Genomic DNA, 25,489 nt, shown 5'->3' with positions numbered 1-25,489 from the left:
CATACAGACTCACTGGTTCTGTCCTCCACCCTTGGTCGGGACCACGTCGGGGTTCGCAGGCTTCGGCGTCGCATCGGACTCCGACTTGCCGGCGCCCGTCTGCGCGGTCGACTCGGTGCTCTTGGGTTCGGTCGGCGCCTGGGTAGGCGACTGCGCTGCATCCGCCTTCACGATCGTGTCAGCCTTGAGCGGCGTCGGCGCACCCTTGGCCTCTGGCAATGCGCCCTTCTCGTCACCCGGAAGCACGTAGTTCGCGCCCTCCCACGGGCTCATGAAATCGAACGTGCGGAAATCCTGCGCAAGCTGCACGGGCTCGTACACGACGCGCTTCGACTCTTCCGAATAGCGCAGCTCGACATACCCGGTCAGCGGGAAGTCCTTGCGCTGCGGATGACCGCGGAAACCATAGTCGGTCAGGATGCGGCGCAGGTCCGGATTGCCGCTGAACAGCACGCCGTACATGTCGTACACTTCGCGCTCGAGCCAGCCGGCAACCGGCCAGATGTCGGTCACCGACGGCACCGGCTTTTCCTCGTCGGTCGCGACATGCACGCGGAGGCGGTGATTCCGCGTAAGCGACAGCATGCAATAGACGACCTCGAACCGCTCTGCGCGATCCGGATAGTCGACGCCTGCGATCTCCATGAGCTGCTGGTAGGCAAGCCCCGGCGTGTCGCGCAGCGCGATCATCGCGTCGTACAGGTCTTCGCGACGAACGTGCAGCGCGACTTCACCGACATGATCGACCGCGTCGAGCAACATGCCGCCGAGCGCAGCGCGGGCGCTGTCGATCACGCCATCGTTCGACGCATAGGCTGGTGCGGGAGCCCTCAACGCTCGATGCTCCCGGACCGCCGGATCTTCCGCTGCAACTGCATGATGCCGTACAGCAGCGCCTCAGCCGTCGGCGGGCATCCGGGGACGTAGATGTCCACCGGCACGATCCGATCGCAGCCACGCACGACGCTGTAGCTGTAATGATAATAGCCGCCGCCGTTCGCGCATGAACCCATCGAGATCACGTACTTGGGCTCCGACATCTGGTCGTAAACCTTGCGCAGCGCAGGGGCCATCTTGTTGCACAACGTGCCGGCAACGATCATCACGTCCGACTGGCGCGGCGACGCGCGCGGTGCGGCGCCGAAGCGCTCGAGATCGTAGCGCGGCATGTTGACGTGGATCATCTCGACCGCGCAGCACGCGAGCCCGAACGTCATCCACCACAGCGAGCCGGTACGCGCCCACTGGAACAGCTCCTCGGTCGACGTGACGAGGAAACCCTTGTCCGTCAGCTCACCGTTCAATCCGTCGAAAAAGCCCTGGTCGGGTGGCACCAGCGAGCTGGGCGAACCGGGTGCGGGCTGAAGCTCTACTCCCAATCGAGTGCTCCCTTCTTCCATGCGTAGACGAGGCCAAGGGCCAATTCGCCAATAAAGATCATCATCGAAATCCAAGCGGTCCAGCCGAGCGTGAAGACCGAGACGGCCCAGGGATACAGGAACGCGGCCTCGAGATCGAAGATGATGAAGAGGATGGCGATCAGGTAGAAACGTACGTCGAACTGGCTCCGCGGATCCTCGAATGCGGGAAAGCCGCACTCGTATTCGCTGAGCTTCTCAGGCGTAGGCTTGTGTGACCCCGTGAGGCGCGAGACGGCCATCGGCAGGAACACGAACGTGCTCGACAATGCGATGGCGATCCCGAGGAACAGGAGGATCGGAAGATAGTGCGACAGGTCGACCAAATTGCTTCTCGCAAGTGCGAACGGAACGGGGCCGCTTTAGGCCGATGGGGGGTTCGGGGCAAGGCTCGGGGGGTGTGAGAATCACTCGCAAGTGGAGGGGCCGGGGTGGCGGGAAACATGCGTTACTTGGCGTGGATGGGCGTTGGCGCGCAATGACGTCGCCAATACCGATCCGTCACCTCGGACGTGTCCGGCGCCTTGCTGAGAAGCAAAGACGACGCCGCGTTCGAAAGACAGCCCCCGCCTCCTTGTTCTCCCGCGAAGGCGGGAGCCCAGTCTGGATCCCCGCCTTCGCGGGGAGACAAGCTAACTTCGGCTCTAGGGGATACACCGAGCAATCCCGAGGCCCCCCGCACCGCAAACAAACAACGGAAGATGTTTTGCGCGAGTGGATACCGGAACAAGCCGGCATAACGGACTGCGCGCTGAGGCTGTCAACCTCACGATCCTCCCCCGCCAGGGGGAGGTGGCACCAAAGGTGACGGAGGGGGAGGACGCGGACCAGAGGTTGCCCTTACCTCCCCCTCCGACTGGCAAACGCCAGCCACCTCCCCCTTGCGGGGGGGGGATAGTTCATCCGCCTTAGCGCAACGCTCCGGCCACTAGCTTGTGCAGACGCGAGTGGAGAGCGTCGTTCGCAGCGAGGAACTCGTTACGCTCCATCGCGCGATCGCCGCCACGGAAGTCGGTGACGAAGCCGCCGGCTTCCTTTACCAGCAGCATGCCCGCCGCGACATCCCAAGGCTTCAGGTTCGATTCCCAGAACCCGTCGAAACGACCGGCCGCAAGCCAAGCCAGATCCAACGCCGCTGCCCCAAGACGACGGATGCCCGCAACCTCAGGCGCAACCGCCCCAAAAATCCGGCTCCACTGCGCAAAGTCGCCATGCCCCAGGAATGGAATCCCCGTAGCGATCAGCGATTCGGAAAGATCACGCCGCGACGATACGCGGAGACGCTGGTCGGTGAGCCAAGCGCCCCGGCCCTTCTCGGCCCAGAAGCTCTCGTCGGTCAGCGGCTGATACACGAGCGCAGTCGTGACCTCACGCTTGCCGTTCGGCATCGGCTCCTCGACCGCGATCGAGATGCAGAAATGCGGGATGCCATGGAGGAAGTTCGACGTCCCATCCAGGGGATCGACGATAAAGCGCGGCTTGTTCGGATCGCCCTCGACCTCGCCGCGCTCCTCCATGAGCATGCCCCAATCGGGACGGGCGTGGCTGAGTTCTTCGAAGATCGTCTGCTCGGCGCGCTGGTCGGCCTGGCTGACGAAGTCGGCTGGACCCTTGCGGCTCACCTGGAGCTGCTGGACCTCGTTGAAGTCACGGCGCAGGCGCGGCGCGGCCTTGCGGGCGGCGCGCTCGATGACGGTCATGATGCCTGAATGGCTGGGCATGGTATTCTATCTCCCCCCCCCCGCAAGCGGGAGGGGCCGGGGGTGGGCTCGCGCTATCAGCGTCGCGCGGCATCGAAATTGTTCGCGCCAAGGTCGTTGCCCCCCGCTTGCGGGAGGGGGAGCAGTTTTCAGTCCGCGCGACGCACGTAGGTCTGCTCGTAGACATCGACCACGATCCGCGTGCCGGCACCAATATGCGGCGGCACCATCACGCGCACGCCGTTCTCCAGCACCGCAGGCTTGTAGCTCGACGAAGCAGTCTGCCCCTTCACGACGGCATCCGCCTCGACGATCAGCGCCTCGATCGTGTCGGGAAGCTGGACCGAGATCGGCCGCTCTTCCCAGAGCTCCATCACCACGTCCATACCGTCCTGCAGGAACGCCGCGGCGTCGCCCAGGATGTCGGCGTCGAGCGAGATCTGCTCGTAATTGACCTTGTCCATGAAGGTGAGCATGTCGCCCTCGCGGAACAGGAACTGAAAGTCGACGGTCTCGAGCCGCACCTTCTCGACGCTCTCGGCGGAGCGGAAGCGAGTGTTATTCTTGCGGCCGTCGATGAGATTCTTCATCTCGACCTGCATATAGGCACCGCCCTTGCCAGGCTGGGTGTGCTGAATCTTGACGGCGCGCCAGATGCCGCCCTCATATTCAAGAATGTTGCCGGGACGAATCTCGACCGCGTTGATCTTCATGACCGATTCCTGCTGGAAAGAGCTAGGGGCCGTCCGCGAAGCTTGGCCCTGGGGCATGACTCTGCGGAAACCCGAAGCGGCGGGCTTTAGCGGGACGACCCCGTTCCGGCAAGCAGCGGGTAGGGGTTCACGTTCTCGCCCTGCCACCAGCGCTCACCCGGCTGCATCCTGGTCAGCCCGAAATGGAGGTGGTAATTGCCTGCCCCCGCATCGCCGGTGTCGCCGACATAGCCGAGCGTATCACCTGCCTTGACCGCCATGCCCTCGCGGATGCCAGCCGCATACCCCGCGAGGTGCGCATAATAATAGGTCCAGCGCCGGTCGGGCGAGCGGACGTACAGCGTGATCCCGCCAAGTCCGCTCTGGAACAGCTTCTCGATCCGCCCCGGTGCAGCCGCGACGACGCGCGTGCCACCCGGTGCCATGATGTCCGTCCCGTGATGACTGCGCAGACCGCCGCCCCGCGCATCGTTCCAGCTGTCGGCAATCGCTTTCCGCGACACGCCAGCCACCGGAACGGCCAGCGCCCCCGGCGTCACGGTAACGGCAGCGACCTCGGGAGGCACCGACTTACGCCAAGGCACCCGCCGCTCGATGCCGCTACCGCTGCTCCCGAACGACACCATCGACGCAAATCCGCCGATCGCCACCACGATCAGCCCGAGAATGATCCAGAACGTCCGCGTCATCGCCTCAGGCCTGGAACACGGCCTTGGTCCCCGGCTTGATCATCATCGACAGTCGCGCCGCATCCCAGTTGGTCAGGCGGATGCAGCCATGGCTCTCAGCACGTCCGATCGTCTCGGGGTTCGGCGTGCCGTGGATGCCGTAATGCTCCTTCGACAGATCCATCCAGACGACCCCGACCGGACCGTTCGGGCCCGGAGGGAGCATTTCCTTCTGCTGCCCCTTCTTCGCATCCCAGAACAGTGCGGGATTGAAGTGGAACTTCGGATTGTAGTCCGAGCCCTTGATCGTCCATGTGCCGAGCGGCAGCGGATCATGGCTCGACCCCATCGTCGCGGAGAACTGCGCGATCAGCTTGTCGTTCGCGTCGAGCACGCGGAGCACGCCATCCGACTTGTCGACGACGACATGATCCGCCTGCGGCTGCTTCGCATCGACGTTCAGCATGGTGAGCGTCGCGATCCAGTCCGGCTTCAGCTTCGGATCATAGGCTCGCGACGATGGCAACGCGTTCGGGAACACGATTTTGGTGCCCGGCGCCAGCTTCGTCGTCGGCGAGTTCAGCGCCACGATCACCGCCGGCGTCGTGTGGAACATCTCGCCGAGCTTCTCCATCACGGTCTTGTAACCCAACGACGGGAGTTCGGCCTGCTTGGCGGGATCCTTGGGGAACGGATTGACGAACGGCCCCGCCAGCATCTCCGGCGTCAGCGCGACCGTTACGGTCGGCCGCGCGGCGCGGTACGGATACAGCGCCTGCAACGTCCGTGCATCGGACTTGCCGGTAATCGGCAGCCCCTTCGCCTCCTGGAACCCCTTCAGCGCCGCGACCAGCGACTGCCCGCCACGCCCGTCGAGCACGCCCGGCCCGAAGCCGAGGTGATCGAGGATGACTTGGACGTGCAGGACATTGCGATCGATCGGTACGGGCTTGGCCGGCGCTGTCTGCGCCAGTGCGGGTGACGCGGCACCCAGCAAGCAGGCCGCAAGAACCGCAGTCTTCATCGCAAATGCCGTCATGCCCATCATCCCAAACCGTTACGCTACTGCATCAAACGGTCGGGACGACGGTTGTTTCCAACGGCTCAGCGCTTCGCGAGAACCTCACCGAACGCCTTGATCGCCGCAACCTCGTCGCCACCCCAGACGGCGCCGGACACGGCAATGAAGTCCGCCCCTGCAGCAACCAGCGGCGCGGCGTTCTCCGGCGTGATCCCGCCGATCGCGACGCAGGGCATCTCGAACAGGGTCGACCACCAGGACAGAATCACCGGCTCGGCGGAATGCGTCGCGACCTTCGTCGTCGTCGGATAGAACGCCCCGAACGCGACGTAGTCGGCCCCCGCCTCGCCCGCTTCCATCGCCAGATGACGACTGCCGTGACAGCTCACCCCGATCTGCGCGTTAGGGCCAAGCTGTGCCCGCGCCTCACGCGGATCGCCATCGTCCTGCCCGAGATGCACGCCGTCCGCGTCGAGACGCTTGGCCAGCCCGATATCGTCGTTGACGATAAACGCCACCTCACGCTCGGCACAGATCGCCCGCAAAGGCTCGCCCAGCGCGGCCGCCGCATGCTGGTCGATATCCTTCACGCGGAACTGGAACGCGGCCACCGGACCCGCGTCCAGCGCGCGCGCCAGACGCTCGGGAAAGTCGCCCCCGACATCCAGCGGCGACACCAGATAAAGCTGGCAAGCCGGTCGGCGCATGTCGCGGCGGAAATTCTCGGCGAAATTGGGATCGAGCGGGCCCAGCGGATCTTCGAATTCGGTCATGTCCGCGGCCCTAGCCTTTCATGCCTGCCACGTCACCCCGGCGCAGGACCGGGATGACGTGGCGGCAAACCAAAGCTTACTCTTCGTTCTTGTAGATCCGGATGATCCGGTCGAGCATCGCCAGCGCCTCGTCGCGCGGGCGCTGGAAGGTGTTGCGGCCGATGATCGAGCCGTTGCCGCCGCCGTCGCGGATGTCGCGCGCGTCCTGGAAGATCGCGTCCTCGCCCTTCGACGCGCCGCCCGAGAAGACGTTGATGCGACGCCCGGCAAAGCTCGACTGGACGACGTGCTTCACACGGTCCGACTGCTTCGACCAATCGGTGTTGGCATAGAGCGGCTTGGCTTCCTTCTGCTCGATATGCGCGGTCGGCAGCTTGGTCTTGATGATATGCGCGCCGAGCAGCGCCGCCATGTGCGCGGCATAGGCACCGACGTCGAGCGCGAGCTCGCCGTCCTTGGTCAGCTCGCCACCGCGCGGGTACGACCAGATCACCGTCGCGATGCCGACCGACTTGGCCTCTTCGCTCAGCTCGCGGATTTCCTCGACGAGGTCGAAGAACTGGTCCGCGCCCGGATAGATCGTGAAGCCGATCGCCGCCGACCCGAGCCGCACCGCGTCCGACACCGTCGCCGTCACCGCCTGGTCGATCGTCGTCGCCCAGCTGTTCGAGCTGTTGCACTTCAGGATCGTCGGGATCTGGCCGGCAAACGTATCCGCCCCGGCCTCCAGCATGCCAAGCGGAGCAGCATACGCACTGAGCCCGGCATCGATCGCGAGCTGGTAATGGTAATGCGGGTCGTATGCCGGCGGATTGACCGAGAAGCTGCGCGCCGGGCCATGCTCGAACCCTTGGTCGACCGGCAGGATCACGAGCTTACCGGTGCCGCCAAGCTTACCCTGCATCAGGATGCGCGCGAGGTTCGCCTTCACCGCCGAACTGGTGGCTTCATACTTGTCGAGAATGGTTTTGACTTGCGGAGTGATCGTCGAGGTCATGCTGAAATCCTGTTTTAAAGTTGGAGCCAACGGCGCAGCGCGTCGTCGACTCTGGTCATGGTGGTGATCGGTGTCATGCCAATGATTTTGCTGATCTCGTCGCGACGGAGACTGTCGACCTTGTCTACTTGAATCTCGCTGTCGCGAACGAGGCCAGTCTCGGGAGAGGCCTCGAGCGATACACGAAACAAGTTCGTACTGCTGATGACACTTGTCAGCGGGCAAAGAGAAATCGTCGCGTGATCTGCAAAAAGGTCTGATTGGACGACAAGAAAGGGGCGCGGCTTGCCAGAGAAATCGCCCTTGCCCGCCCCGACGACGATCATACCGCGGACGAATTTCATGCAGGGGGCGCCGCGATCAGTGTGTCCCAATCTTCTTCACCCGCCCGTCGATCGTGATCAGCCGCCGCGAGCGACTGACGCCGTGCCTCCGCCAGGAACGCCTCGTCGTGGCGCTCGACATAGCGTCGCACAGCTTCGCGTGCGATATCGCTCTTGCTGCGCCCTTGGGTGCGCGCAACCGCCGCGAGTCGCTCTTCGAGTTCGCTATCGAGCCTGACGCCAAGCATCCGAGTCTCCGTTTAACATGTTAAACATAGGCGGGCGGGCGTTGAGGATCAACCCCGGCTGGACTGCAAACCTAGTGATTGACGTTGGATCTTTCGACGCCGACACTCTCGAAATACGGGGCGGGCGGCACAGGGGCGCGGCAATGAAGATCATGCAAGGCATCGTCGCATGCGCGATAATCGCGATCGCCTCCGCAGCGACGGCCGCAGTCAAGATCGGCGAACCAGCGCCGCCGTTCGAACTGACGCTGATCGACGGGACCAAGGTGCGCAGTGCCGATCTGCACGGGCAGGTTGTCGTCTTGAACTTTTGGGCGACATGGTGCGGGCCGTGCAAGGCGGAGCTTCCGCTGCTCGACAGCTATTACCGCATTCGCAAGGACAACGGCCTGCGCGTGTTCGCGGTGGCGACGGAGGATTCGCTGCCTGCGTTCAAGCTGAAACCCCTGTTCGCCGCGATGACGATCCCGTCGGCGCGGCGAATCAAGGGGCCGTTCGCGGTGATGGGCGCCCTCCCCACCAACTACATCATCGATCGCGCCGGCGTGGTTCGCTATGCGAAAGCCGGCGCGATCGACCTAAATGAACTCAATACCCTGCTGGTCCCGTTGCTGCGGGAACCGGCGCCTTAACGCGTCAGCGCCGCGACGCCGGGAAGGTCCTTGCCTTCCATCCACTCGAGGAATGCGCCGCCTGCCGTCGAGACGAACGTAAACGCATCGCCAACGCCCGCGTGATTGAGCGCCGCAACCGTATCGCCGCCGCCCGCGACCGAGACGAGCGAACCACCTTCGGTGAGCGCCGCCGCGGTCTTGGCGAGCGCAACGGTCGCCTTGTCGAACGGCGGCGTCTCGAACGCACCGAGCGGACCATTCCACACCAACGTGCGGCAGTTCTTGAGCACGTCGCCAAGCGACTCGACCGCGGCCGGACCGACGTCGAGGATCATCTCGTCGGCGGCGACTTCGTGCACGTTCACCGTGCGGGTGGCGGGGTTCGGCTTGAACTCCTTGGCGACCACGACGTCGTATGGCAGGTGGACCGTGCAGTTCGCCTTGTCCGCAGCTTCCATGATCTGTTCGCAAACGCTCGCAAGCTCATGCTCGCAAAGGCTTTTACCGACATCGACGCCGCGTGCCGCGAGGAAGGTGTTGGCCATGCCGCCGCCGATGATCAGATGATCCACCTTGGTGACGAGGTGGCGCAGCACGTCGAGCTTCGACGAAACCTTCGCGCCGCCGACGACCGCCGCGACCGGATGCTCGGGCTCGCCGAGTGCCTTCTGGAGCGCGTCGAGTTCGGCTTCCATCGCGCGTCCGGCAAAGGCGGGAAGAACGTGGGCAAGGCCTTCGGTCGAAGCATGTGCGCGGTGTGCGGCGGAGAAGGCGTCGTTGACGTACAGGTCACCGAGGCTCGCGAACCGGGTCACCACCGCCGCGTCGTTGGTTTCCTCGCCGCCGAAGAAGCGCGTGTTCTCCAGTACCGCAATGTCGCCGGGTTCGAGCGTAGCGACGGCATCATCCGCCCCTTCCCAGTCGATGTAGCGGACTTCGCGGCCGAGCACTTCGCTGTACGGCTTCACGACCTGCGACAGTGAGAATTCGGGGCTTGGGACGCCCTTGGGACGACCGAAATGCGCGAGGACGAGGACGATCGCGCCCTTGTCCGCGAGTTCCCCAACGGTCGCAACGGTCGCGCGTAGCCGAGTGTCGTCGGTGACATGCCCCTCGGCCATCGGCACGTTGAGGTCTTCACGGACGAGCACACGCTTGCCCTGGACATCGCCCATATCATCGAGCGTCTTGAATGGCTTGGTCATGGTTCTTCGATCCTGATCTCATCACCGGCGGCGATTCTGCCGCCCATCAAAACTCGGGTACAGGCCCCGCCCCGCCAGTCCGGCGTCAGCGCAGCGAACAATCCTGGCGCCAGTGCATCCATGCGGTCGCACGGATCGGTGTGGCGCGTCACCTCCAGCACGACGTCCGCGCCGATGCGGAGCCGCGTGCCGGGTATCTGGGGAAGGTCGAAGCCATCGACGAGCAGATTGGCACGCCGTTCGTACCACGGAATATCGCGCCCAACTTCGGCCATCGCGGCGTCCCAGTCGCCGCGTTCGAGCAACGTGACCTGCCGCCGCCCCTTGCCGCCGAGCTTCACGCGACCGCGGAAGTCGCCGTGCAGGCCAGCCTCGATGGTGATCTCGACATCGTCGATGACCTCCATCGGGGCTTTGGCGCGCGCGTGGCGAGCGATCCCGGCGATCGTGCCGACTGTCGTCGAGGCCTGGGCCCGAGCCACCGCTCCCTCCCCGTTCGTGTTGAGCGCAGTCGAGACACCATCTGTCACGGGAGACGACTTCTCGACTGCGCTCGAAGCGAACGGAACAGGGGACGCATAGATCGCGAGCTTAGATGAACTTCGCCATCGCCGTGGCCGTATCGACCATCCGGTTCGAGAAGCCCCACTCGTTGTCGTACCAGCTGACGACGCGAACCAGCTTGCCGTCGATCACCGCGGTTTCCAGGCTGTCGATCGTCGACGACGCAGGGGTATGCTGCAGATCGATCGACACCAGCGGCTCGTCCGACCAGTCGAGCACGCCGACCAGCGGGCCGCTCTCGGAGGCCGCCTTCAGCACCGCATTCACCTCTTCACGCGTCGTATCGCGCGACGGCGTGAAGGTCAGGTCGATCAGCGAAACGTCCGGCACCGGCACGCGGATCGCCGAACCGTCGAGCTTGCCCTTGAGCTCCGGCAGCACTTCGGCGACGGCGCGCGCGGCCCCCGTCGTGGTCGGGATCATCGACATCGCCGCAGCGCGTGCGCGACGCAGGTCAGGGTGGATCTGGTCGAGGATCTTCTGGTCGTTGGTGTACGCATGCACGGTCGTCATGAGGCCGCGCTCGATGCCGATCGCATCGTTCAGCACCTTGGCGACGGGCGCCAGGCAGTTGGTGGTGCACGACGCGTTCGAGACGATCGTGTGCTCGGCGGTCAGCTTGTCGTGGTTGACGCCGTAAACGACGGTCAGGTCGACGTTCTTGCCCGGCGCCGAGATCAGCACCTTCTTGGCACCCGCATCGAGATGCTTCTGGCAGCTGGCCTTGTCGGTGAAGAAGCCGGTGCACTCGAGGACGATGTCGACGCCCAGCTCGGCGTGCGGCAGGTTTGCCGGGTCACGCTCGGCGGTGACGCGGATGCGTTTGCCGTCGACGACCAGCTCGTTGCCCTCGGCCGAAACCTCACCCGGATACTTGCCGTGGACGCTGTCGCGCTTGAACAGCCACGCGTTCGACTTGGCATCGCCGAGATCGTTGATCGCGACGAGTTCGAGTGCGCCGTTCGACTGTTCGAGTACCGCACGGGCGACGAGACGGCCGATGCGCCCGAAACCGTTGATCGCAACCTTGACCGTCATTGCTGTCTCTCCGCTACGCCCGCGAGTCCGTTCCGGGCGCGATGCCTTTGCGGGGCGGTGGGCCGCCCTGTCAACACCGTGGATGGTGATGGGTTTCGCCTAAACCGACTTGTCGCACCCCCCGTCCATGCTATCTCGCATGCTATGTCAGACACACCTTCCGACGGACCAACTGCCGTCGACCGGATCGATGCCGCGATCGCACGGATCGAATCCGCCATTGCAGCCCGCACCGAAGCTGGCGACGCGCTCGCCAAGCGCCACGCTGCCCTCAAGGCGCGGATGGCCGAAGCCGTCGCCGCGCTCGACGACGTCATCACGCGTGGGAGCCCCAACTGATGGCACAGGTCATGCTCGATATCGGCGGCCGTCCCCATGCCGTCGCCTGCCGTGACGGCGAAGAGTCGCGCGTCCGCCTGCTGGGCGCGATGGTCGCCGAACGCTGGGCGACCGCGGACCGTGCCGCAGGCGGTCTCAGCGCCGAGCGCGCGATGCTGTTCGTCGCGCTGATGCTCGCCGACGACCTCGACGAAGCCGCGCACCGGCCACCCGAAGGCTCCGCAGTCAGCGAGATCGCACTTACCCGGATCGCAGATCGTCTCGAAGGGCTCGCCCAGGTTCTCGAACACACGCCCCTTGAGCTTAGCCCGCCCAACGCCTAGATTGGCTGTGGCGGGTTCTGCCCGGTACGAGCCTTTATTATCCCTGAGGCTATTCATCATCCATAGGGGGCTGTCCCTGTTAGGATCCTGGTCCGAAGCACATGGTCCCCACCTGACGTACCGTGCGTCAGTGGATAACCCGGCACACGGCCATGGTGGGCCCGCCACACCACCATCTTCCCTTTATCTCAGGGTCGCAGGCGCATGACCGACAAGAGCGCGCTGAGAGCCTCGCTCCGCGCCGCGCGAGAAGCGCGCCCGCCGGTCGAGCTTTCTGTGCCGTCGGCGTTTCTGGCACGGCTGAAACCCGGACTGACGGTCGCCTCCTATGTCCCGTTCGGCGGCGAAGCGGATCCCTCGCCCTTCGCGCGCGCTGCGGTCGATGCCGGGTGCGTCATCGCCCTGCCTCATATCGTCCGCCGCTCGCTGCCGATGCGCTTCCTGTCCTGGGCGACCGAAGCGGCGCTGATCGCCGGACCGTTCGGGCTGCACCAGCCCGCCGAAGACGCGGCCGAACTCGAACCCGACATCATCCTGACCCCGCTCGTCGGCTTCGATCGCAGCGGCAACCGGATCGGCCAGGGCGCCGGCTATTACGACCGCGCCTTCCTTGCCCACCCGAACGCGTGGCGCGTCGGGGTTGCGTTGTCGGTGCAGGAAGTCGACACGCTGACCCCAGACCCATGGGACGTCCCGCTCCACGCCATCGCCACCGAATCAGACTGGATCACGCCATGACGCCAACCTGGCGCAAACCCGTCGGCATGCTCGGCATCCTGCTACTAATCTTAGTGTGGTGCGTGGCCGTCGTGAGTTTGTCGAACATCGTCGGCAGCTGGCACTGGCTGGGGCAACTGGTGTTCTACCTGTTCACCGGCCTGATCTGGATCGCACCGTTGAAGCCGGTGCTGCGGTGGATGGAGCTCGGGCGGTAACGCAGCCCTGCCTGCCGCCTCCCAGAGCCGTTGCGCTCCGCTGCCCCCCCGGCCCCTACCGTTCGTCCTGAGTAGCCGCGCAGCGGCGTATCGAAGGACAGGTTGGCGCGGGGAACCCATGCTTCGATACGAGCCCTCGATACGCTTCTTCGAAGCTACTCGGTCTCTACTCGGCATGAACGGAATGGGCATGATCCAGACCTTGGAGGCTGGACGGGATGCTCGCAGCACCCAAAATCTAAAAGGGTCTCAGCCACCCCTTTGGGATGGCGCGAGTGACGGGACTCGAACCCGCGACCTCCGGCGTGACAGGCCGGCGCTCTAACCAACTGAGCTACACCCGCATTCCCAATGACGAACCTTAGCGACCCTAGGGCCACGCGGGAAGGCTCGTCAAAACCTCAACACAATCTCGAACCATCTACCCGGTCAGGGTAAACGATGGCGCGAGTGACGGGACTCGAACCCGCGACCTCCGGCGTGACAGGCCGGCGCTCTAACCAACTGAGCTACACCCGCTGAAACAGCGTGGAGGCGGCAACTAGGCGAGGGTTCGGATACCGTCAACCCAAATTATCCGCCAGTTTCACGTTGTGTCTCGGGCGGGTCGCCACGACGACGATTTCGCCCGGTCTTGGGCTGCACCAGCGTCCCGTGCTCGAACAGGAACCCGGCGATATCGGGCTTGCCAGCGGCCTTCACGATGGTCTGGATGATGATCAGCAGCGGAACCGCGAGCAACGCGCCCGACGTGCCCCACACCCATCCCCAGAAGCTCAGCGAGATCAGGATCAGCAACGGGCTGATCGTCAGCCGGTGCCCGACCACGAACGGCGTGATCGCGTTCGCCTCGACCAGGTGCAGCCCGTACATCAGCGCCGGCGGCAGCATCGCCATCCAGATATCCGAGAACGTCATCAGCCCGCCCAGCGCGAGCAGAAACGCACCGATCACGGGCCCGAAATACGGGATGTAATTGAGCAGCGCGACGATCCCTCCCCACATCGCCGGATACGGCATGCCGATGAACCACAGCGCTACGCCAGTGATTATCCCCAGCACGATGTTAATGAGGGTAATCGTGCCAAGATACGCGGACACGTCGTCGACGATATCCTGGATCACGCGAGCGGTCGCCATCGCCCCGTCGAAGCTGGTCCGCCCCGTGATCGTCTGCCGCCGCATCCGCGTCCAGCCCGACAGGAAGAAGAACACGATCAGAATTCCGAACAGGAACTGGACGATCACGGCAGGCGCCGACGTCGCGGCAAGTTCGAGAATCGACCCCGGCGCAGCAACGCCCGCGGTCGCAGGCTGCTTGATCGGCGTCGACGCGACCTGTCGCAGCGTCTTGTTCACATATTTCTCGAGGCTCGAATAAAGATCAAGCAGCGGCGCGAGATTGTTCTGAATTCGGTCCAACCGCGTCGGCAGCAACCTGAAGAAATCGGTCGCCGGTACGAGGATCGCGGCAATCGCGATGTTCGCGGCGATCAGGAACACGAGAATGCACAGGATCGCGGCAAGCGGCGAAGGAACATGCCGCCGCTCGAGCCATTCCAGCACCGGCACCAAGGCCACTGAAATCACCAGCGCGATCGTCAGCGGAAGGAAGAACTCCGCTCCGGATTTCAACGCGAACGGCGTCGCGAGTATGAGTCCGACACCCGCGGTCAGCGTCAGCGCCGCCAGCAACCGATCGCGACGCTGCGCGATTCGCATCGCATCCTCGACCCCGACCGCGATCGGCAGCCCGAACGCACTCTCGGCCGGCGGACCTTCGGTAACGGCGCTGTCCCCGCCTTGCGGCTGGTTCTTTTCGTGGCGAAGGCCCTCGTCCGTCATGGCATTTTCCTTTGTTTCCCCATCCCGTAATCGTGGCTAGCATTCAAGCATGCCGAACGACGCCAATGATCTAATTCTCGTTATCGACGAGGGCACCACGTCCACCCGCGCCATGCTGTTTGCGACCGACGGCCGCTGCATCGCCAGCGAAGCCCGCGCGCTCGACCAGACATACCCACGCGCCGGATGGGTAGAGCATGATGCCGCCGAGATCTGGCGCAAGACGCTGCGGGTGACCGCGGCGATGGTCGCCCAGGCAGGCGGCGCGCACCGGATTGCCGGGATCGGCATCACCAACCAGCGCGAGACGATCGTCTTCTGGGACCGCGAGACCGGCGAACCGCTCGCGCCCGCGATCGTCTGGCAGGACCGGCGTACCGCCGCGACCTGCCGGGACCTGCGCGAACGGGGCCACGAAGCTGAGGTTCAGGCCAAGACCGGCCTGTTGCTCGACCCGTATTTCTCCGCCTCGAAGATCGGCTGGGCGATGCGCGAATGGCCGCAGCTCGCGGACGCCGGCGCGCGCCTCGCGATCGGCACGGTCGACAGCTGGCTGATCTGGAAACTGACCGGCGGGTTGCACGTGACGGACGCCACCAACGCCTCGCGCACCGCCTTGATGGACGTGCACACCGGCAGCTGGGACGACGGGCTCTGCGCGCTGTTCGGCGTGCCCCGCGCTGCGTTGCCGGAGATCGTCGATTGCGCCGGACGATTCGGCGAAACGACAGCGTTCGGCGCGGCGATTTCGATCTGCGGCATCGCAGGCGACCAGCAGGCAGCCGCGATTGGCCAAGCTTGCCTTTCACCCGGCCAGACCAAGGCCACGTTCGGAACAGGGGCGTTCATCCTCACCCACGCCGGCGCGACACCGCCGACTTCGGGCCACCGGATGCTTTCGACGGTCGCGTGGCAGCTCGGCGGCGAGCGCACTTATGCGCTGGAAGGGTCGGTGTTCGTCGCCGGCAGCCTCGTCCAGTGGCTCCGCGACACGCTCGGGCTGATCGGCACGGCCGCCGAAACCGAAGCACTGGCCCGCAGCGTGCCCGACAGCGGCGGCGTGTACCTAGTGCCAGCGCTCAGCGGCCTCGGCGCGCCGTGGTGGGAACCGAATGCCCGCGCGAGCATCTCGGGACTGAGCTTCGCCACCGGCAAGGCGCACGTGGCTCGCGCGGCTCTGGAGGCGATGGCGTACCAAGCCCACGACCTGAAGACCGCGTTCGCGGCCGACGGCATCGACTGGCACAGCCTGCGGATCGACGGCGGCATGGTCGCCAACGACTGGATGGCGCAGGACATGGCAGATTTGCTGGGGATCGCAGTCGAACGGCCGAGATTCGCGGAGACGACCGCGTTGGGCGCAGCGATGTTGGCTGGTGTCGGCGCGGGGCTGTTCGCGGGGTTGGAGGACGCGACGACGATGCTCGGCGAGGTCGAGACGTTCACGCCATCGCAGGGAGAGGACGAGCGGCAGACGCGACTGGCGGGATGGAAGGCTGCGGTCGATGCGGTCGTCGCAGAGTCGAAGCGCTAGAACCGATCGCGCGCCGCAACCCCAACCACCACCCCAGCAAAGGCCGGGGCCCAGTTGGGGAATATCGCTAACGTAGGGCAACGCGTCGTTACCACGACCTTCCCAACTGGACCCCGGCCTCCGCCGGGGAGGCGCACCTAAGCAGGCATGCTGCGGCTAAGCCACCACCCCCACCCGATCCGCAAACAACACCTGCAGGTCCTTTTTCAAGATTTTCCCATTGGCATTGCGCGGCAGAGTCTCGTGCACGAACCGGACCGCCACCGGCGTCTTGAACGCCGCCAGATGCTGCCGCACCCAGCCTTGCAACTCAGCTTCGGTCGTCACCGCACCCGGTGCGAGATGCACCACCGCCGCCGGCTCCTCGCCGAGGATCCGATGCGGGATACCGATCAGCGCCGCGTCGGTCACCGCAGGGTGCGCGTAGAGGACGTTCTCGACCTCGCTCGAATAGATGTTCTCGCCGCCGCGGATGATCATGTCCTTGGCGCGGTCGACGATGTAGCAGAATCCTTCGTCGTCGAGGCGAGCCAGGTCGCCGGTTCGGACCCAGCCGTCAACGAACGTCGAGGCGGTCGCGTCGGGCTTGTTCCAGTATCCCTTCACGATCATCGGGCCGCGTGCCCAGAGTTCGCCGACCTCGCCCAGAGACATCTCCGTCACGGCGTCGTCCGCAACGATCTTCAGGTCGGCAGCAGCGACCGGAGGCCCAGCGCTGGTCGGGCGGTTGAGATAGTCCTCCCCGCCATGATGCGTGACCGTCGCCATCGTCTCGGTCATGCCCCAGCCATTGCCGGGCATCGCGCCGAATTCGGCGTAAATGCGCTTCACCAGTTCGGGTGCCGCCGGCGCGCCGCCATAGGCGATCGATTCGAGCGACGAGAGGTCGTAACGGCCGCGGTCGGGGTGTTCGAGCAACTGCCAGGCAATGGTCGGCACGCCACCGGTGATGTTGACCCTCTCGCGCTCGATGATCTCCATCGCGCGAATGGTGTCCCATTTCCGCATGAAGATCATCGTGCTGCCGGTCGCGATCACCCCCATCATCCCCGCCGAGCAGGCGGTAACGTGGAACAGCGGGATCACGGTCAGCGTCACGCGCGGCGTCGGTTCGGGCGGAGCCTCACCGCGCCGCAAAAACGAGCGGGCGGAGGAATAGCCGCCGGACATGATGTTCGACATCATGTTGCGGTGCGTGCCGAGCGCCCCCTTGGGCGCGCCGGTGGTCCCGCTGGTGTAGAAGATCGTCGCGTCGTCGTCGGGCGCGATCGTCGCTTCTGGGAGGCCTACATCGGGCAGCGCAGCCCAGTCGTGCGGGGTGCCGATCACGTCCTCCAGCCGCGTCACGATCCCCGTCAGCGGTTCGGCGGCGCGCGCGACGAACACGTGCTCCAGCGCCGGCAGCGTCGCATAGGCCGCCTCCAGCCGGTGATGCCGCTCGTCATCGGTGATCAGCACGCGCGCGCCCGAATCGGCGAGGCCGTATTCCATCTCCGCGCCGGTCCACCACGCGTTGAGCGGCACCATGATCGCGCCGATGCTGGCGCCTGCAAAGAACGCGACCGGCCATTCGGGCAGGTTGCGCATCGCTAGCGCGACGCGGTCACCGGGGCCGATCCCCATCTCGCGCAACCGGTGCGCCAGTACCGCGATCGCGCGAAAGTTCGCCTCGTAGGTGACGCGCTCGTCCTCATACGCCGTGAAGACCCGTTCGCCATGCGCGCGCGCCGCCTCAGCCAGCCAGCGCAACGAGGGTGGTGCATTCTTCCAGATGCGCGTCTTGACGCCGTCGATCGTCAGCATCTCCATCTCGAACTTCGCGCCGGGCGCGGTCAGCATTCGCTCGGCATCGGCGAGCGACATCGCCGGCCAGGAGGGATCGAGTGCGATGATCGGTTCGCTTGCCAAGACCGGTTGACTCCAGAGTTGAATTTCGGGTTTGGCTTATCGCCTGTTCGAAGACAGGTTATAGTTGATTCCTGCCGCACTCAAGGCAATAGAGGCGCCAAGTTCGAACTAGGGGTATGGAGCGGGTCATGACACGGACGGTCGAATCGTGAAAATCGCTGAACCTGCCGCGCACGGCTTCGATGCGAGCCGATTGGCGGCGATCGATACGCTGCTCCAGACGCGCTACGTCGATTCGGGCAAGCTGCCGAACGCGCAATTGCTGATCGCGCGCGACGGCGAGATCGTCCATTTCTCGAACGCGGGCACGGCGCGTGAGGGCGGCAAGAGCGTCGACGAAGGATCGCTGTTCCGGATCGCGTCGATGACCAAGCCGATCACGTCGGTCGCGTTCATGATGCTGGTCGAGCAGGGCCTCGTTGCGGTCGATACGCCGGTCCACCATGTGCTGCCCGAGTTCAAGGACATCGGCGTCTATGATGGGGGTGGCGGCGGCGTTCCGTTCGTGACCAAGCCAACTGCCGAGCCGATGCGGATGGTCGATCTTCTCCGCCACACCTCGGGGCTAACGTATAGTTTCCAGAACCGGTCGAATGTCGATGCCGCGTACCGCGAGGGCAAGATCGAGGGTTGGCATGGCGGGTATGACCTCGACGGCTTCATCGGCGCGCTGGCGAAGATCCCGCTCGAATTCTCGCCCGGCACCGCATGGAATTATTCGGTTGCGACCGACGTCCTGGGCGCGGTCGTGCAGCGCGTGTCGGGCCTGCCGCTCGACCAGTTCTTCAAAGAGCGCATCTTCGCGCCGCTGAAGATGGACGACACCTTCTTCCAGGTTCCTGCCGACAAGCTCGACCGGTTGACCGATTGCTACACGCTCGCGCCGGGCAAGGGCCGCGTGATGTACGATCGCGGGACTGAGAGTGCGTGGAGCCGGCAGCCGAAGCTCGTTTCCGGCGGCGGCGGGCTCATCTCGACCGCGCTCGATTATCACCGGTTCAATACGATGCTGCTGAACGGGGGCGAACTCGACGGCGCGCGCATTCTCGGGCGCAAGACGCTGGACCTGATGACGCAGAACCACCTGCCCGGAAAATCCGATCTCGCGGCGATGTCGAAGTCGCTGTTCAGCGAGGCGTCGAACGCGGGCACCGGCTTCGGGCTCGGGTTCGCGATCACCGACGACGTCGCGAAGACGATGGTGCCGGGGTCGAAGGGCGAATTCTACTGGGGCGGGATGTTCTCGACCGCGTTCTTCGTCGATCCCGTCGAACGCCTGTCGATGGTGTTCATGACACAGCTTTCGCCGAGCAGTTTCTATCCCATCCGCCGCGAACTGAAGACGATGATCTACGCGGCGATGACCTGAGTTTTCGTTCTCCTGCGCACGCAGGAGTCCAGTATCACACAGGGCTGCCGATGTGGCCCTGGGCTCCTGCTTTCGCAGGAGAACAAGGAGAGTATGATGACCCCGTCGACGAATACTGGCCCGATCCGCACCGAACGCCATGACGACGTGCTCGTCATCATCTCGAACAATCCCCCCGTCAACGCACTCGGCGCGGCGGTCCGCCAGGGCCTCGAAGCGGCGATCAAGGACGGCGTGAACGACGACAGCATCACCGCGATGGTGATCCGCTGTGATGGCCGCACGTTCTTTGCGGGCGCCGACATCACCGAGTTCGGCAAGGAAATGGTCGAGCCCGGCCTGCCGACCGTCGTCGACATGATCGAGGCGTCGTCGAAGCCCGTCGTCGCGGCGATCCACGGCACCGCGCTCGGCGGCGGCTGCGAAGTGACGCTCGGCTGCCATTACCGCGTCGCCGTTCCCTCGGCGAAGATCGGCACGCCCGAAGTGAAGCTTGGCCTGCTCCCCGGCGCGGGTGGCACGCAGCGTATTCCGCGGATCGCCGGCGTGAAGCTCGCACTGGAGATGACCGCGAAGGGCGATCCGATCTCGGCGAAGAAGGCACTCGATGCCGGGCTGATCGACAAGATCGTCGGTGAAGACAGCCTTGAGGCCGATGCCGTCGCCTTCGCGCGAGAGATCGCGACGAAGCGCCCCCTGCCCCGTGCGTCCGAGAAGACCGCGCAGGCCGATCCGGATGCCGTGGCCGCATTCAAGAAGGAAAACGCCCGGCGTTTCCGCAACTTCGACGCGCCGGCCGCGAACATCGCCTGCGTCGAGAAGGCTGCGGACGGCTCCAGTTTCGAGGAGGGCATCGCGTTCGAGCGTCAGGAATTCATGAAGCTCATAATGGGCATGCAGTCGGCCGCACAGCGCCACATCTTCTTCGCCGAGCGTCAGGCGGCCAAGATCGACGACGTCCCCGCCGACACCAGGCTCCGCGAGATCAAGCGCGTCGGCGTGATCGGCGCGGGCACGATGGGCGGCGGCATCTCGATGAACTTCCTGTCCGCGGGCATCCCCGTGACGATCGTCGAGATGCAGCAGGACGCGCTCGACCGCGGCACCGGCGTCGTGCGCAAGAATTACGAGGCGACCGCCGCCAAGGGCCGGATGAAGCCCGAACAGGTCGAACAGGCGATGGGTGCGCTGAAGCCGACGCTCGACTTCGCCGATCTCGCCGAGTGCGACCTGATCATCGAGGCGGTGTACGAGACGATGGAGGTGAAGAAGGAGATCTTCACCAAGCTCGACGCGATCGCCAAGCCGGGCGCGATCCTGGCCTCGAACACGTCGTATCTCGACATCGACGCGATCGCGGCGTGCACGACGCGGCCCGAGGACGTGGTCGGGATGCACTTCTTCTCGCCCGCCAACGTGATGAAATTGCTGGAGGTCGTGCGCGGCGACAAGACCGCGGACGACGTGCTGGCGACCGTCATGGCGCTCGCCAAGAAGATCAAGAAGGTCGCCGTGGTGGCGGGCGTCACCTACGGGTTCATCGGTAACCGGATGCTGATGCCGCGGCAGGTCGAGGCGACCAAGCTGCTGCTCGAAGGCGCGAGCCCGGAGCAGATCGACAAGGTCCATGTCGCGTTCGGGATGCCGATGGGGCCGTTCCAGATGAGCGATCTCGCGGGCGTCGACATCGGCTGGCACCGCGATCCGAGCCGGATCGAGAACATCCGCGATGCGCTCGCGGCGGAGAACCGCTGGGGCCAGAAGACCAAGGCGGGCTTCTACGATTACGACGAGAAGCGGACGCCGTCGAACTCGGCACGGGTGACCGAGATCATCGACGACTTCCGCAAGAAGTCGGGCGTGACGCCGCGCGAGATCAGCGACGAGGAAATCGTCGTGCGGACGCTCTACACGATGGTCAACGAAGGCGCGCTGATCCTCGAAGAGGGCAAGGCACAGCGCGCGTCGGACGTCGATGTGGTCTGGATCTACGGCTATGGCTGGCCCGTGTACCGCGGTGGCCCGATGTTCTGGGCGCAGTCCGAGGGGTTGCCGAAGGTCGTGGCTGGGCTCGAGAAATACGGGTTCCCGGTGGCGAAGTCGCTGAAGGATGCCGCGGTCTCGGGTGGTCGACTGAAGTGATCCGTCGTGGTCGTTTCTTGCCGGTAGTCGATCGCTGATGGAGCGGTCTGCGCTCCAGACGGCGGCGGCGATCCGTGCGGGCGAGACGACCGCGCTCGCCGAGTGCGACGCGGCGATCGCGCGGATCGAGGCGCGCGACCGTGCGATCAACGCCGTCGTCGTCCGCGATTTCGCGCGGGCGCGAGAGGCGGCGCGGGCGCTCGATGCGGAGGGTCCGGACGACCGGATGCTGTTCGGCGTACCGATGACGGTCAAGGAATCGTTCGACGTCGCCGGCCTGCCGACCAGCTGGGGCGTCGGGGTTCATCGCGACAACATCGTCGACCGCGATGCCGTCGCCGTCACCCGGCTGAAGGCGGCGGGCGCGGTGATCCTCGGCAAGACCAACGTGCCGGTGCGGTTGAGCGACTGGCAGGCGGACAACCCGATCCATGGCCGGACGAACCATCCGCTCGACCCGACGTTGACGCCCGGCGGATCGTCGGGTGGTGCCGCGGCGGCGCTCGCGTCGGGGATGGTACCGCTCGAGCTCGGCTCCGATATCGGCGGCTCGATCCGCGTGCCGGCCGCGTTCTGTGGCGTCTGGGGGCACAAGCCGACCTATGGCGCCTTGTCCGATATCGGCCACCGCGTGCCCGGCACCGACGGGGCGGGCGCGGCTCTCGGCGTCATTGGTCCGCTCGCGCGTAATCCCGAGGATCTGGCCGTTGCGCTTGATATCCTCGCCGACATCCCCTTGCCGCGCGCGACCGTCGACTTAGCCCGACCACGCATCCTGCTGCTCACCGCGCATCCCTCGGCACGCGTCGACTCGTCGATCGTCGGCGCGATCGGGCGCGTCGGTGAAGCCCTCGCCGCGGCCGGCGCCATCATTTCAAGCGCACCCCCACCGATCGACCTCGCCGCGCAGCATGCCGACTATATGCGGATGCTCGGCATCGCGATGACCCGCGGCGGACCCGCGCGCGACGGCAAGGTCGCGACGCTGTCGCACTGGTTCGACCTGCTCGATTCGCAGGCGCGGTTGCAACGCGCCTGGGGTGCACTGTTCGAAGAGTTCGACGCGGTGATCGCGCCGGCGAGCGGCGTGAACGCCTTCGCGCATATCGCCGAGCGCAACGTCGCGCGGCGCACGCTTTCGATCGACGGTGAAAATACCCCGTTCGGCGTCCAGTTCGCCTGGGCCGGGCTCGCCACCTTCCCCAATCTGCCCGCGACCAGCGTGCCCGTCGGGATCGACCCGCTCGGCCTGCCGATCGGCGTGCAGGTCATCACCAACCGTTACCGCGACCACGACGCGATCGCCGTCGCCGCGCTGTGCAATCGACTAAGCAGGAGCTGATCCGATGTCCGACCTCGATACTTTCCGTACCGAAACGCGTGCGTGGCTCGCGGAGAACTGCCCGCCCGAGATGCGCAAACCGGTGCGCTCGGAGGACGACGTCTGCTGGGGCGGGCGCCAGTTCAAGCCTTCGAGCCCTGCGCAAAAGGAGTGGCTCGACAAGATGGCCGCCAAGGGCTGGACCGTGCCGGATTGGCCCAAGGCGTATGGCGGCGGCGGGTTGTCGCCCGCGGAGACGAAGATTCTGCGCGAAGAGATGGCAGCAATCAAGGCGCGCAACCCGCTCAATTCGTTCGGGATCTCGATGCTCGGGCCGGCACTGCTGAAATATGGCACCGAGGAGCAGAAGCTCGATCACCTGACCAAGATCGCGCGGGGCGAGATCCGCTGGTGCCAGGGGTATTCGGAGCCGAATGCAGGCTCCGACCTTGCCGGGCTTGCGACCTCGGCGGAGGACAAGGGCGACCATTATCTCGTCAACGGGCAGAAGGTGTGGACGTCCTATGCCGACAAGGCCGACTGGATCTTCTGCCTCGTCCGCACCGACAAGACGTCGAAGCAGGGCGGGATCAGCTTCGTGCTGTTCGACATGTCTTCGCCGGGCGTGTCGACCAAGCCGATCCTGCTGATCAGTGGCAATTCGCCGTTCTGCGAGACGTTCTTCGACAATGTCGAGGTGCCCAAGGTCAACCGCGTCTACGAAGAGAACAAGGGCTGGGACGTCGCGAAATATCTGCTCGGGCATGAGCGCGAGATGATCTCGGGAATGGGGCTGGCGTCGAGCGGCGGCAATCCGCTGATCGATGGCGCGATCGCGACTGTCGGGCTTGGGCATGACGGGCGGCTGGCCGATCCGTTGCTGCGTGCTTCTATCGCGTTGTTCGAGGTGCGGGCGAAGGCGTTCGGGGCGATGTCCGAACGCTTCATCGACGAACTGAAGGCGGGCAAGGCGCATCCTGCCCAGCCGAGCATGATGAAATATTACGGGACCGAGCTGAACAAGGGCCGGTACGAATTGATGATGGCGGCGGGCGGGTCGGATGCGCTCGAATGGGACAGCGATCGGTCGCGCGGCGGGGCGATCCCGCGGTCGTGGCTGCGGACCAAGGCGAACTCGATCGAGGGCGGGACGAGCGAGATCCAGCTCAACATCATCGCCAAGCGGATTTTGGAATTGCCGGCGTAATTCCCTCGCCCCTTCGGGGAGAGGGTGCCGCAGCGAAGCGTAGGCGGGAGAGAGGGGGCTCGGGCGATCCGACCCAACAGCCCCTCTCCCCGACCCTCTCCCCGACGGGGCGAGGGAGAAGAAGGAATTGAAATGCCACTGTATCTAGACGACGACCAGACCGTCCTTCAGGACACCATTCGCGATTTCGTCGCGGAGCACGCGCCCGTGAGCGACATGCGGGCGTTGCGCGACGCCGACGATGCGACCGGCTTCTCGCGCGACCTGTGGAAGCAGTTCGCGGAGATGGGCTTTACTGGCATACTGATCGGCGAGGACCAGGGCGGGCTCGGGCTCGGCCATGTCGAGGCGGGCGTGGTGCTGGAGGAGATCGGGCGCAATTTGTCCCCCTCCCCGTTCCTCGCCACCGCGGTCGCGGCGGTCGAGGCCTTGAAGGGCACGGGGCAGGCCGAGCGCTGGTTCCCGGGGATCATCGCTGGCGAGACCGTCGCGGCGCTGGCGATCGACGAGGGCGCCAAGCACCGCGACACCGTGGCGTTGACCGCCGAACGCTCGGGCAACGGCTTCAAGCTGACCGGGGTCAAGCGGTTCGTCACGCATGGCCACACCGCCGACCTGATCATCGTCGCCGCGCGTACCGGAGGCAGTGCCGACGACAAGGACGGGATCACGCTGTTTGCGGTGCCGAAGAATGCTGCTGGGCTGACCGCGAATGCCGAGCGTCTGGCTGATTCGAGCTTGGCTGCACGGCTCGAGTTCGATGGCGTCGAGGTCGATGCGGATGCAGTGATCGGCGAGGTCGATGCGGGGCGTTCGCCGCTCGATCGCCTGCTCCGGGCAGGGCGGACCGGGGCGTCGGCGGAACTGCTCGGTGTCGGCGGCGGGGCGATGGACATGACGATCGGCTACATGAAGGAGCGCAAGCAGTTCGGGACGCTGATCGGTAGCTTCCAGGCGCTCCAGCACCGTGCCGCGCATCTGTATTCGGAGATGGAGGTGGCGCGCGCTGCCGTGCTGAAGGCGCAGCAGTTGCTCGATCTCGGCAGCGACCGCGCGGACGAGGCGGTGTCGGTGGCCAAGGCGATGACCGCGCTGGCGACGACGCTGAGCGTGCAGGAGGGCGTGCAGATGCATGGCGGGATCGGCATGACCGACGAATACGACATCGGCTTCTACATGAAGCGCGCGCGGGTGCTGGCCGAGATGTTCGGGGATGCGAACTTCCATGCGGATCGGCTGGCCGTAGCCGCGGGGTATTGACCGTAGGGTGTGCCCCCGCGAAGG

General features: G+C 65.3%; 27 protein-coding genes and 2 tRNA genes. 11 read left to right on the top strand and 18 right to left on the bottom strand.

Features of this window, described 5'->3' with window-relative positions; genetic code table 11:
* Positions 1-9 precede the first annotated feature (9 nt).
* From ASE82_RS02275 to relB, 11 genes are all read right to left on the bottom strand, one after another.
* Entirely contained in the window at positions 10-834 is an 825-nt protein-coding gene (locus ASE82_RS02275; protein WP_056058314.1) for an NADH-quinone oxidoreductase subunit C, read from the bottom strand.
* A complete protein-coding gene (locus tag ASE82_RS02270) occupies positions 831-1,379 on the bottom strand; it encodes a NuoB/complex I 20 kDa subunit family protein (RefSeq protein WP_056058310.1) in 549 nt (182 codons plus the stop codon). Before ASE82_RS02270 ends, ASE82_RS02275 begins: the two co-directional genes overlap by 4 nt.
* A complete protein-coding gene (locus tag ASE82_RS02265) occupies positions 1,370-1,744 on the bottom strand; it encodes an NADH-quinone oxidoreductase subunit A (RefSeq protein ID WP_056048518.1) in 375 nt (124 codons plus the stop codon). Before ASE82_RS02265 ends, ASE82_RS02270 begins: the two co-directional genes overlap by 10 nt.
* A 582-nt stretch (positions 1,745-2,326) precedes the next feature.
* Positions 2,327-3,139, bottom strand: coding sequence for an inositol monophosphatase family protein (locus ASE82_RS02260; protein ID WP_056048515.1), 813 nt, complete (start codon positions 3,137-3,139; stop codon positions 2,327-2,329).
* A gap of 128 nt (positions 3,140-3,267) precedes the next feature.
* A complete protein-coding gene (gene efp, locus ASE82_RS02255) occupies positions 3,268-3,831 on the bottom strand; it encodes an elongation factor P (protein WP_056058307.1) in 564 nt (187 codons plus the stop codon).
* 86 nt (positions 3,832-3,917) lie between these two features.
* Positions 3,918-4,520 carry a M23 family metallopeptidase gene (locus ASE82_RS02250; protein WP_056058305.1) on the bottom strand — a complete coding sequence of 201 codons (603 nt, stop codon included), beginning with the start codon at positions 4,518-4,520 and terminating at the stop codon, positions 3,918-3,920.
* 4 nt (positions 4,521-4,524) lie between these two features.
* Positions 4,525-5,538 (bottom strand): L,D-transpeptidase family protein, encoded by a 1,014-nt coding sequence (locus ASE82_RS02245; protein WP_056058304.1) that lies wholly within the window; start codon positions 5,536-5,538, stop codon positions 4,525-4,527.
* A 65-nt stretch (positions 5,539-5,603) separates the two neighbouring features.
* Positions 5,604-6,293 (bottom strand): thiamine phosphate synthase, encoded by a 690-nt coding sequence (gene thiE, locus ASE82_RS02240; RefSeq protein WP_056058301.1) that lies wholly within the window; start codon positions 6,291-6,293, stop codon positions 5,604-5,606.
* Between the two features lie 76 nt (positions 6,294-6,369).
* Positions 6,370-7,290: a class I fructose-bisphosphate aldolase gene (locus tag ASE82_RS02235; RefSeq protein ID WP_056058299.1), complete on the bottom strand. Its 921-nt coding sequence runs from the start codon at positions 7,288-7,290 to the stop codon at positions 6,370-6,372.
* Positions 7,291-7,304: 14 nt separating this feature from the next.
* Positions 7,305-7,634 (bottom strand): type II toxin-antitoxin system PemK/MazF family toxin, encoded by a 330-nt coding sequence (locus tag ASE82_RS02230; RefSeq protein WP_056058296.1) that lies wholly within the window; start codon positions 7,632-7,634, stop codon positions 7,305-7,307.
* The gene (relB, locus tag ASE82_RS02225; RefSeq protein ID WP_056058293.1) at positions 7,631-7,861 is read right to left on the bottom strand and encodes a type II toxin-antitoxin system RelB family antitoxin; all 231 of its coding nucleotides are present in this window, start codon (positions 7,859-7,861) and stop codon (positions 7,631-7,633) included. The genes ASE82_RS02230 and relB overlap by 4 nt, the downstream gene beginning before the upstream one ends.
* A gap of 152 nt (positions 7,862-8,013) precedes the next feature.
* Between relB and ASE82_RS02220 the strand changes: the two genes are divergently transcribed.
* Entirely contained in the window at positions 8,014-8,493 is a 480-nt protein-coding gene (locus ASE82_RS02220) for a TlpA family protein disulfide reductase (RefSeq protein WP_082441186.1), read from the top strand.
* On the opposite strand, the gene ASE82_RS02215 is transcribed toward ASE82_RS02220, so the two are convergent.
* From ASE82_RS02215 to gap, 3 genes are all read right to left on the bottom strand, one after another.
* Complete coding sequence (locus ASE82_RS02215) at positions 8,490-9,680, bottom strand: phosphoglycerate kinase (RefSeq protein ID WP_056058288.1); 1,191 nt, start codon at positions 9,678-9,680, stop codon at positions 8,490-8,492. The two genes, ASE82_RS02220 and ASE82_RS02215, sit on opposite strands and share 4 nt — an antisense overlap.
* Positions 9,677-10,087, bottom strand: a complete 411-nt coding sequence (locus ASE82_RS02210; RefSeq protein ID WP_056059554.1) for an MOSC domain-containing protein — start codon at positions 10,085-10,087, stop codon at positions 9,677-9,679. Before ASE82_RS02210 ends, ASE82_RS02215 begins: the two co-directional genes overlap by 4 nt.
* 184 nt (positions 10,088-10,271) lie before the next feature.
* Positions 10,272-11,282, bottom strand: coding sequence for a type I glyceraldehyde-3-phosphate dehydrogenase (gene gap / locus ASE82_RS02205; protein WP_056048489.1), 1,011 nt, complete (start codon positions 11,280-11,282; stop codon positions 10,272-10,274).
* 144 nt (positions 11,283-11,426) lie between these two features.
* Here gap and ASE82_RS02200 point away from each other — a divergent pair, with 144 nt between their 5' ends.
* The 4 genes from ASE82_RS02200 (at position 11,427) to ASE82_RS02185 (ending at position 12,879) form a co-directional block, all read left to right on the top strand.
* Positions 11,427-11,621: a hypothetical protein gene (locus ASE82_RS02200; RefSeq protein WP_200910636.1), complete on the top strand. Its 195-nt coding sequence runs from the start codon at positions 11,427-11,429 to the stop codon at positions 11,619-11,621.
* The gene (locus ASE82_RS02195) at positions 11,621-11,944 is read left to right on the top strand and encodes a cell division protein ZapA (protein WP_056058285.1); all 324 of its coding nucleotides are present in this window, start codon (positions 11,621-11,623) and stop codon (positions 11,942-11,944) included. Before ASE82_RS02200 ends, ASE82_RS02195 begins: the two co-directional genes overlap by 1 nt.
* Positions 11,945-12,148: 204 nt before the next feature.
* Positions 12,149-12,682: a 5-formyltetrahydrofolate cyclo-ligase gene (locus ASE82_RS02190; protein WP_056058281.1), complete on the top strand. Its 534-nt coding sequence runs from the start codon at positions 12,149-12,151 to the stop codon at positions 12,680-12,682.
* Positions 12,679-12,879 carry a DUF2842 domain-containing protein gene (locus ASE82_RS02185; protein WP_056058279.1) on the top strand — a complete coding sequence of 67 codons (201 nt, stop codon included), beginning with the start codon at positions 12,679-12,681 and terminating at the stop codon, positions 12,877-12,879. The genes ASE82_RS02190 and ASE82_RS02185 overlap by 4 nt, the downstream gene beginning before the upstream one ends.
* Before the next feature lie 267 nt (positions 12,880-13,146).
* On the opposite strand, the gene ASE82_RS02180 is transcribed toward ASE82_RS02185, so the two are convergent.
* The 3 genes from ASE82_RS02180 to ASE82_RS02170 form a co-directional block, all read right to left on the bottom strand.
* A tRNA-Asp gene (locus ASE82_RS02180) sits at positions 13,147-13,223 on the bottom strand.
* A 98-nt stretch (positions 13,224-13,321) separates the two neighbouring features.
* Positions 13,322-13,398, bottom strand: a tRNA-Asp gene (locus tag ASE82_RS02175).
* A gap of 54 nt (positions 13,399-13,452) precedes the next feature.
* The gene (locus ASE82_RS02170; protein WP_156348754.1) at positions 13,453-14,601 is read right to left on the bottom strand and encodes an AI-2E family transporter; all 1,149 of its coding nucleotides are present in this window, start codon (positions 14,599-14,601) and stop codon (positions 13,453-13,455) included.
* Between the two features lie 172 nt (positions 14,602-14,773).
* On the opposite strand from ASE82_RS02170, the gene glpK reads away from it, so the two are divergent.
* Positions 14,774-16,258 carry a glycerol kinase GlpK gene (gene glpK / locus ASE82_RS02165; protein WP_056058276.1) on the top strand — a complete coding sequence of 495 codons (1,485 nt, stop codon included), beginning with the start codon at positions 14,774-14,776 and terminating at the stop codon, positions 16,256-16,258.
* A 156-nt stretch (positions 16,259-16,414) separates the two neighbouring features.
* Here the strand turns inward: glpK and ASE82_RS02160 are convergent, their stop codons facing one another.
* On the bottom strand, positions 16,415-18,121 hold the full coding sequence (locus tag ASE82_RS02160) for a class I adenylate-forming enzyme family protein (RefSeq protein WP_056059549.1): 1,707 nt from the start codon (positions 18,119-18,121) through the stop codon (positions 16,415-16,417).
* A 193-nt stretch (positions 18,122-18,314) separates the two neighbouring features.
* Between ASE82_RS02160 and ASE82_RS02155 the strand changes: the two genes are divergently transcribed.
* From ASE82_RS02155 to ASE82_RS02135, 5 genes are all read left to right on the top strand, one after another.
* Complete coding sequence (locus ASE82_RS02155; protein ID WP_056058273.1) at positions 18,315-19,535, top strand: serine hydrolase domain-containing protein; 1,221 nt, start codon at positions 18,315-18,317, stop codon at positions 19,533-19,535.
* A 96-nt stretch (positions 19,536-19,631) separates the two neighbouring features.
* Positions 19,632-21,677, top strand: a complete 2,046-nt coding sequence (locus ASE82_RS02150; protein ID WP_443025059.1) for a 3-hydroxyacyl-CoA dehydrogenase NAD-binding domain-containing protein — start codon at positions 19,632-19,634, stop codon at positions 21,675-21,677.
* 37 nt (positions 21,678-21,714) lie between these two features.
* Positions 21,715-23,019 (top strand): amidase family protein, encoded by a 1,305-nt coding sequence (locus tag ASE82_RS02145; RefSeq protein ID WP_056058269.1) that lies wholly within the window; start codon positions 21,715-21,717, stop codon positions 23,017-23,019.
* A gap of 4 nt (positions 23,020-23,023) precedes the next feature.
* Positions 23,024-24,205: an acyl-CoA dehydrogenase family protein gene (locus tag ASE82_RS02140; protein ID WP_056058266.1), complete on the top strand. Its 1,182-nt coding sequence runs from the start codon at positions 23,024-23,026 to the stop codon at positions 24,203-24,205.
* Positions 24,206-24,337: 132 nt separating this feature from the next.
* Entirely contained in the window at positions 24,338-25,465 is a 1,128-nt protein-coding gene (locus tag ASE82_RS02135) for an acyl-CoA dehydrogenase family protein (RefSeq protein ID WP_056058262.1), read from the top strand.
* Positions 25,466-25,489 lie beyond the last annotated feature (24 nt).

Source organism: Sphingomonas sp. Leaf230 (assembly GCF_001421745.1).
GTDB lineage: Bacteria > Pseudomonadota > Alphaproteobacteria > Sphingomonadales > Sphingomonadaceae > Sphingomonas.
The sequence above is the reverse complement of the archived record's forward strand: the minus strand, read 5'-3'. Positions and strand labels throughout refer to the sequence as shown.